This window comes from uncultured Boseongicola sp., from assembly GCF_937988555.1.
Classification (GTDB): domain Bacteria; phylum Pseudomonadota; class Alphaproteobacteria; order Rhodobacterales; family Rhodobacteraceae; genus Boseongicola.
This window is the reverse complement of record NZ_CALJXO010000375.1, coordinates 24594-32676: the sequence shown is the minus strand read 5'-3', so window position 1 is coordinate 32676 and position 8083 is coordinate 24594. Positions and strand designations below refer to the sequence as shown.

Sequence of the window (8083 nt, the reverse complement as noted above, 5' to 3'; positions counted from 1 at the left end):
GCTGCCAAGATCGCCGGAGAACAAAATTCGGCGCGTGGTTCCATCTTCCGTAGCCGCCACTACAATTGAAGCTGAACCCAAGATATGACCAGCGTTGATGAAACGGACCTTCACAGCATCATTCAACGCAAGCTCTTCATTATACCTGATATTTGGTCCAAAATAATCCAAAGCAGACAGAACATCGATCTGACCGTAAAGCGGCGAGATCGTTTCGCCGCCAGAGCGCCGATTTCGCCGAGACGCTCTTGACGCATCTTCCTCATGGATATTTGCAGAATCCAACATGATCAGCTTGGCCAGATCACGGGTTGCTGCAGTTGTTATGATGCTGCCGGTAAAGCCACGTTTCACAAGCAGCGGAATACGGCCGCAATGATCCAAATGCGCATGGGTGAGAAGCAAGATATCGATCTCTGCAGGATTGAAGCCGAAATCACCAGAATTTTCCTCATCCGCGTGATGTGTTCCTTGGAACGCCCCACAATCGATCAATATCCGTAGTCCTCCTGCTTCAAGAAGATGGCAGGAGCCGGTGACGTTTCTGGCAGCGCCGTGAAAAGATAGCTTCATTGGGCTCTCCTGTTGTCATATCGGTGTAAGTGGTCAGAGGTCTTCCGGGGAATCGATGAGCGGTTGCCCGGCTTGCGCGTACCAATCAGCAATGATCTTCAGGATTTCATCAGCCGTTTCGGCAAAGCAAAAGAGATCCTCGTCTTCGGGGTCGATGACCCCCTCTTCGACGAGAAACGGAAAATCAATTGCACGAGACCAGAACTCGCGTCCGACCAATATAATCGGCAAAGGCGCAATTTTTCGAGTCTGCACTAGTGTGAGAGTCTCGAACAGTTCATCCAAAGTTCCATAGCCACCTGGGAAGGCGACGAGGGCCCGCGCGCGGCTCAGAAAATGCATTTTGCGCAGAGCAAAGTAGTGAAACCGAAAACAAAGCCCCGGTGTTAGATACGGATTGGGAAACTGCTCATTTGGCAGAGTAATGTTCAGGCCGATGGACTTTGCCCCTGCATTAAACGCGCCCCGGTTCGCCGCCTCCATCATACCGGGTCCACCGCCTGTCATCATTGCGATCTGACCGCCGTCGCGGGCCTCTTTTATACTGCCGACCGCAGCGCCAAACTCCCGGGCAATAGTATAATATGGAGCGCGCAGCAGAACGCGCTCCGCGATTTTCACCTCCCGTACCAATTCGGGGTCTTCAGGGTCCGTGACCAACCTGCTACGGGCCTTCTCGAGCCGTGTGCGCGCGGCAATTGGCTCGGGAATACGGGTGCTGCCAAACACAACGATCGTATGCTTCACATCATGGGCTTCGAGCCCATGTTCGGCTTTCATGAAATCAAGCTGCAGTCGCACACCACGCATATTGTCTGACCGAAGAAAAGCCACGTCCTCATCGGCCTGCAGATAACCTTCACTGCTCAGGATCTTTGCAACGCGCGCCGGAGCATCATTGTCTTCTCTGGCGGCCTTTGGCGATTGCCCAGGCAAAGGCACGTCCCTGATTTTAGGTGCGGGTCCTGGAACCGTGCCTGTGGGCAGCGTAATGGTTCTTCGGTTTTTCAAGTCTTATCCCCTCATAGTCTTGCGCCCTGCCCGCGGCGATAGGGTAAAAGTTCACCAGCGAACTCATCTCCACAGTGTTGTCACCAGCAAAAGGACAAAACCCGCTCACTTCGGTTGAGCATCCCTGAAAGAGAGCGGGCAACCTTGATCAAAATCAAGCTATCGAACGAATACAGCACTCAACATGACCCAAAACAACGCCGCAAATAGGAAAATGTGTAGGATTGCACTGGTCTGAGTTCTGGTTGGAACGCGAGTTGAGAAGCCTGAAGTCATGCAATTCCTCGAACCGAGGCCAACAAAAGTACAGTCATCAAGAGGCACCGGTTTTGCGGTCTACGGCGCTGGCATTGACGTTAAATCCGCATGACCTCCCCCCAATTAATCAGCACACCGCGTTGATTAGGGCGACGCGGGGCCTCTTAATTTGGAGGCTCGCAGTCTTCAGGATTGAACGGCCCCAAGTTTGGAGCACCTCCTAGAGATGACATTGGACGAATGCACAGAGACAGAATGGAAGAGCCTGTGTAACGTGGCTCCTGCAGCACTGAGCGGAAACACGATTGAAATGAGACCCGCAGATGAAGCCTGAGGAAGACCCCTTCCGCCATCATCCGGAATTGCGTGACAAGATCACCGATCCGTTGACGTCGTTTTTTCGGACGTTTCGTGTTGAGTCTATTTTGGAGAAACACCCCGAACTGGAATGGGTTGGTGAGTTTCTTCACACAGATGATGAGCGTGAACAAAGCCGCCTCGAGGCTCTGAAAGACCACCCTGATGAAGACCTTTGGGTTTTTGCCTATGGGTCGCTGATGTGGGATCCCGCTTTCAAGTTTTCCGAGGTTCGTCGGGCCAAGGTGGCGGACTATTCACGGCGATTCATACTTAAAGAAATCTACGGAGGGCGCGGAAACCGCGAAGTGCCAGGCCTAATGGCAGCCCTTGATCATGGCGATGGCTGCGACGGGTTGGCATTTCGAATTCCCCAAGACATCGTCGACGTCGAAACCGAAATTCTTTGGCGCCGGGAATTGGTCGCCCCAACCTATATTCCGACTTTTGTAACTGCCGATACGGGGGATCAGCAGCGAAAGGTCCTTACCTTTACGGCCGATCATCAAGCAGAGCAGATATGCGGTGAAATTAGCCGGGATGAGCAAATAAACTGTCTTATAAACGGTGTTGGGATTCTGGGTACGAGCCTTGAGTATTTGGAAAATATTGTCGCACAGTTTGATGCGCTCGGCATCATAGACGAAGAGTCCTCATCGCTTTTGACGCAAACCAGAGCGCGCTGCGACGCGCAAAAACATCTTTTAGACGAGGCTAAACCGTGACAGAACGCACTCCATTTTTCGACGGACATAATGATTTTCTCCTACGGTTGATGTTCACAGCGGCCCGGCGCGAGGAAGTCTGGCTTGGTCGCACAGGCAACGGTCACCTTGATTTGGCGCGCATGAAACAGGCCGGATTTGCTGGAGGACTGTTCGCGATATTCGTGCCGCCGATTTCCGGTGGCCCACCGCCAGATTTCGCCACACTGATGTCAAGCCCGCCCTATGACCTGCCGACGCCGCCGCAAATGAACCACGGTGAAGCTCAGCCCATGGCGATGACCATGGCGGGTCTGTTGCATTGGATGGAACGCGTCGCCCCCAATGACTTTAAAGTGTGCCGGACAGCCTCGGACGTTCGCAACGCCATGTCAGATGACATCATCGCTGGCGTCATGCATATGGAGGGCGCCGAGGCCATCGGCCCTGATCTTGACGCGCTTTATTTGTTTTATGAGATGGGCTTACGTTCGCTTGGGCCGGTTTGGAGCCGACCGACAATTTTTGGCGAAGGTGTGCCGATGAAGTTCCCCGGTTCTCCGGACATCGGCAACGGCTTGACCGAAAAAGGCAAGGACCTCATACGGCTTTGCAACGAGCTTGGCATGGTTATTGACCTGTCGCATTTGAACGACGCGGGTTTCAACGATGTCGCTAAGATCAGCACCTCGCCCTTGGTGGCCACCCATTCAAACGCCTACGCCTTGTGTGAAACCCCGCGTAACCTTACAGACCGCCAATTGGCACAAATCCGCGAAACGGGCGGCATGGTCGGCTTCAACTACGCGACCTTCTACATCAACGAGAACGGCACCGCGGCAAATGATATGGGCTGGGAGCCACTGTTCAGGCAGATGGACTATCTGATCGAACATCTGGGCGAAAATCATGTCGGCCTGGGGTCGGACTTTGACGGTTGTATTGTTCCGAAATTAATTGGCGATGTGACGGGTGTTCCTAGCTTTCTTTCGGCTCTTGGAAAGCATGGGTATGACCAATCCCTTCTTGCAAAGCTGGCGCGAGATAACTGGATCAATTGTCTAGAGCGTACTTTGCGCACTGAGACGGTCACATAAATTTCTTACTGGATTGTGATATCAAATAGGGATGCTGGACCGGCGGACGGTTCCCCAAACCAAGGCGCTCAGGGATGACACCGTGAAAGCACGCTTAAGCTTATAACGGCCCATGATCCGGCTCAGGAAGAAAGTCGAATTGAGCAAGCGGTGATACGTGCAGCGGCGCGCGCCATCTTATTAATCCAAAAGGGCCCCGGTGGGTAAACACCGGGGCCCCAGAAAGTTGAGTACAAAGGCCTATTCGGCGGGCACACCCTCAGCATGCGTCGTCGGCAGACCATGCTTCAGCCGCATACTGTCGCGCCAGATCGCCTTGATCAACGACAGCCCCATCAACACCATAACAAGACTGAATGGCAGCGCGCCGATCACCATGGCTGTCTGAATTGCACCCAGACCTCCGGCGATGATCAAACCGCCAACAACAAATGCCAATGCCGCGCCCCAGAACAAGATATGTGGGCGCGCTTTCGGGCCTTCGTCGCCCCCAGCGTTGATTGTGTTAATGATCAGCACTGCACTATCCGCCGATGTCACGAGATATGTGAGCAGCAAGATCACGACCACAACGGACATCAGGTAAGCCAAGGCCGGGCTTAGGATAACCGCCAGCATCGCGAACAATTGGTCGGCTTGACCTGCGCCAGTGATTGCGCCTGCGGCCTCACCTGACAGCTCAAGATCGATGGCCGTGCCGCCGACAAGTGCAAACCAGACAAAACACATGAGCGCAGGAATAATCATCGCTCCCAAGACATACTCGCGAATGGTGCGGCCCTTCGAAATCCGTGCAAGGAACACGCCAACGAACGGCGCGAACGCGATCCACCAGGCCCAATAGAAGATGGTCCAGCCACCCTGCCAACCGGCGAGTGCATCACCGGTTTCGGTTCCGTCCTTGCTCCAAACCGTCAAGATATTACCGGGAATGGAAATCAGATAATCCCAAATACCCACGATAAGCGCCGTCAGTCCGAAAAAGGTCGACCCGAAGATCAGGAAAAAGGCTAGTACGAAGAAGCTCAGGCCCATGTTGATATTCGACAACCACTTGATGCCCTTGCCGACGCCAGACAGCGCCGAAAGGGTCGAGGCGCCCATAATGACAACCAAAGCCACGACAATGCCCATGGTGGATGACGATGTCGTTCCGTCAGCAGCTGTTGTTTGCAGCCAATCACCAAAGCCAATCCGTGTCAGTCCCGAGACGAATTGCTCGACTCCAAAGCCGAGGGTTTGAGCAACACCGAGCACCGTGGCAACAACCGCGACCACGTCCACGGCATGGCCAACTGGACCCGACAAGGATTTACCAAAGATCGGGGTCAGCGCTGACCGGATAGTCAGTGGCAAGCCGCGACGATACGAAAAGTAACCCAAAGCCAGGCCTACGATGGCATAGGATGCCCAAGCGGCCAGCCCCCAATGGGTGAAAGACCAGATGTAGGCGTCACGCACGTTGCCCGCCGTACTGCCCTCGGTCAGCCCCATGATCGTGCTGGGATTCTTGGCGAAATGGTACATCGGTTCTGCCGTCGCAAACGTCAGCATGCCGATACCAATACCCGCACCGAACATCATCGAAAACCATGAAAAATTAGAGAATTCGGGCCTGTCGTCCTCAAGTCCTAATCGCAATTTTCCTGCGGCGGGCCACAGCGCCAACACAAAACAAAGGATAACGAAGAACGCCATCACATAGACGTACCAAAAGCTGAAGGTCGCCAAAATGATATTGTTAAGCTGGCCCAACACAGAGGCTGCTTGATCGGGAAACGCGATTGCCCAAAGAATTAACGCCCCGACTGCAAACTTCGATGTGATCGTGACGTCTTTGGTAAACCCCTTATAAAACCCGGTCTCAGCGATGCGGATCGGCAAATGGGTGATTGGTGGTTTGACTGGCATTTTATGTCCCTCAAGTTATCGTTTCTTCGCGTCATTTTTGGTTGCCAACGCTCGTGCCAAAAACTTCATCTCATCGGCACCTGACAGTGCTCTTAAAGACGATCGCGAAGTATGGCCTTATGACGCGTCAAATCGCCACCGGGGTCAAGGATTAGGCTGGCAGATACCCCCCAAGAAACTGCTGTTCACAGGACTGGGGCATAAAAAGCACTGTAAAAGTGGTTGACCGGCCAAAAGAGGCCCGGGATCAGGAGCAACCCAGGGTTCAACCCGGTGGTTGCTCCACATCAAAACCCGGCCCCCGAACTTCCTGCAAAAAGGGCTTTTCGCCTCTCATCTAAGTCTCGGGCCGCGCCCTTCGAGAGATTGCCTTGGATTGAAACGCATTCACTCCCCGAACGCCTAAAGAAGCAGAGCACAGGTCTTGAACGATTTCCATCAGCAGGGATCACATTGGTTGAGATCTGGCTTAGCAATGCTTCCAAAATGCCGGCTCTTGCAATGCGCTTCAAACACCATGCCTGTGCACGACGGAACACACACCCGTCCTACCACCCTAGGTAGGATGAAACTTCCCACCTGGTGATTGCGTGAAGATTTCAACACCGTCCTCAGTCACGCCCACCGAATGCTCAAACTGAGCCGACAGAGACTTGTCGCGCGTAACAGCAGTCCAATCGTCGGCCAATACCTTGGTCTCGGGACGCCCCAAATTAACCATGGGTTCTATGGTGAAGAACATTCCCGGCTCCAACAAAGGACCTGTTCCAGGACGCCCATAGTGCAAAACATTCGGCGGCGCATGGAACACGCGACCTAACCCATGACCGCAGAAATCGCGCACGACCGACATGCGATGCGCTTCGACATAGGCCTGAATGGCGTGGCCAATATCTCCGAAAGTATTGCCGGGTTTCACGGCTTCGATGCCTTTGAACAAAGCGTCATGTGTGACCTGCACCAAACGTTCAGCCTTGCGCGACAACGTGCCGGCCGCATACATCCGACTTGTGTCCCCAAACCAGCCATCGACAATCACGGTGACGTCGACGTTTAAAATATCACCCTCTTTCAGACGCTTATCACCAGGAATGCCGTGGCAGACCACATGGTTAACGCTGATACAACTTGCGTGCTGATAGCCCTTGTAGCCGATCGTCGCTGAGGTCGCGCCTGCGTCCTGCACCATCTGAGTGATCGTGGCATCGATCTCTCCGGTGGTCGCCCCCGGCACCACAAGTGGTGCGATTTCATCAAGAATACGCGCAGCCAACTCTCCGGCATGAAGCATGCCTGCGTAGTCTTCGCGATCATAAATGCGGATGCCATCTTTCGTCATCCGGCCCTGCCTACGGTCGTCCAAAATCTCAATTCCTGTGTCGTTTCAGGTTGATATAAATCGTTCGCCGGGAATTCGCCAGTCACTGCGGCGCAGCGTCATGTCACAATCGGAAGCGGTGCGCCCAAAACGACGCCATCGGTCGTGATCACCGTGCCATAACAAATCGCCTCGACCCCGGCGTTCCGCGCCCTTTCAAAGGCCGCGCTGTAAGCTGGATCAAGGTCATGGGCGAGATCGAAACGGGCGCAGTCCGTCCGCTGGACCAGATACAGCATGACCGCTCGATGCCCCTCTCCCACCATCGCGGCCAGATCATCAAGATGTCGCGCACCACGCGCTGTCACGCAATCGGGGAACTCAGCCAAATCCCCGTTTCGGCGCAGATGGGCGTTCTTCACCTCAACATAGACATCCGGCTCGTCTGCGCCGCTCAGCAGGAAATCCACCCGGCTTTTCTTGGCATAACGCACCTCGGGGCGAATGGTGTCCCATCCCGCAAGTTCGCCAATCGCTCCGGCGTGAAGGGCCTCGCCCACAACGCGGTTCGGCACGCCGGTGTCGATACCCGCAAGATGACCGCCGGGCAGTTCAGCAAGACGCCATCCGTACTTCAGCTTCTTTTTTGGATCATTGTTCGGCTCCAGCCAAACCCGCATGCCCTCGTCAGCCAGCCCCAGCATCGCGCCCGGGTTCGGGCAATGCGCGACAACCATCTCGCCGCTACCTTCCAAAACAACATCGGCCAGAAAGCGTTTGTAGCGACGGATAAGTCGTGCCGGAACAAGAGGGGTTGGAAAGAGCATGAGCCGCGGCCTATACCGACAAAACCC

Annotated in this window: 7 protein-coding genes; 2 read left to right on the top strand and 5 right to left on the bottom strand. The window is 54.5% G+C overall.

Translation table 11 applies throughout. The annotated features are described in order from the left end of the window. Together Q1B15_RS22460 and Q1B15_RS22455 are read right to left on the bottom strand one after the other, a co-directional pair. Nucleotides 1-573, bottom strand: a 573-nt coding sequence (locus Q1B15_RS22460; RefSeq protein WP_299758307.1) for an MBL fold metallo-hydrolase, incomplete at its 3' end; no start/stop codon positions are given. 33 nt (nucleotides 574-606) lie between these two features. After that, entirely contained in the window at nucleotides 607-1584 is a 978-nt protein-coding gene (locus Q1B15_RS22455) for an LOG family protein (RefSeq protein ID WP_299758305.1), read from the bottom strand. Between the two features lie 581 nt (nucleotides 1585-2165). Here Q1B15_RS22455 and Q1B15_RS22450 point away from each other — a divergent pair. Together Q1B15_RS22450 and Q1B15_RS22445 are read left to right on the top strand one after the other, a co-directional pair. Then, on the top strand, nucleotides 2166-2924 hold the full coding sequence (locus Q1B15_RS22450) for a gamma-glutamylcyclotransferase (RefSeq protein WP_299758303.1): 759 nt from the start codon (nucleotides 2166-2168) through the stop codon (nucleotides 2922-2924). After that, nucleotides 2921-4000 (top strand): dipeptidase, encoded by a 1080-nt coding sequence (locus tag Q1B15_RS22445; protein WP_299758301.1) that lies wholly within the window; start codon nucleotides 2921-2923, stop codon nucleotides 3998-4000. Before Q1B15_RS22450 ends, Q1B15_RS22445 begins: the two co-directional genes overlap by 4 nt. Nucleotides 4001-4240: 240 nt before the next feature. Here Q1B15_RS22445 and Q1B15_RS22440 read toward each other — a convergent pair whose 3' ends face one another. The 3 genes from Q1B15_RS22440 to sfsA form a co-directional block, all read right to left on the bottom strand. Further along, nucleotides 4241-5911 carry a BCCT family transporter gene (locus Q1B15_RS22440; RefSeq protein WP_299758298.1) on the bottom strand — a complete coding sequence of 557 codons (1671 nt, stop codon included), beginning with the start codon at nucleotides 5909-5911 and terminating at the stop codon, nucleotides 4241-4243. Between the two features lie 556 nt (nucleotides 5912-6467). Next, the gene (gene map, locus Q1B15_RS22435) at nucleotides 6468-7250 is read right to left on the bottom strand and encodes a type I methionyl aminopeptidase (protein WP_299758296.1); all 783 of its coding nucleotides are present in this window, start codon (nucleotides 7248-7250) and stop codon (nucleotides 6468-6470) included. Nucleotides 7251-7348: 98 nt separating this feature from the next. Then, on the bottom strand, nucleotides 7349-8056 hold the full coding sequence (sfsA, locus tag Q1B15_RS22430; protein ID WP_299758293.1) for a DNA/RNA nuclease SfsA: 708 nt from the start codon (nucleotides 8054-8056) through the stop codon (nucleotides 7349-7351). Nucleotides 8057-8083 lie beyond the last annotated feature (27 nt).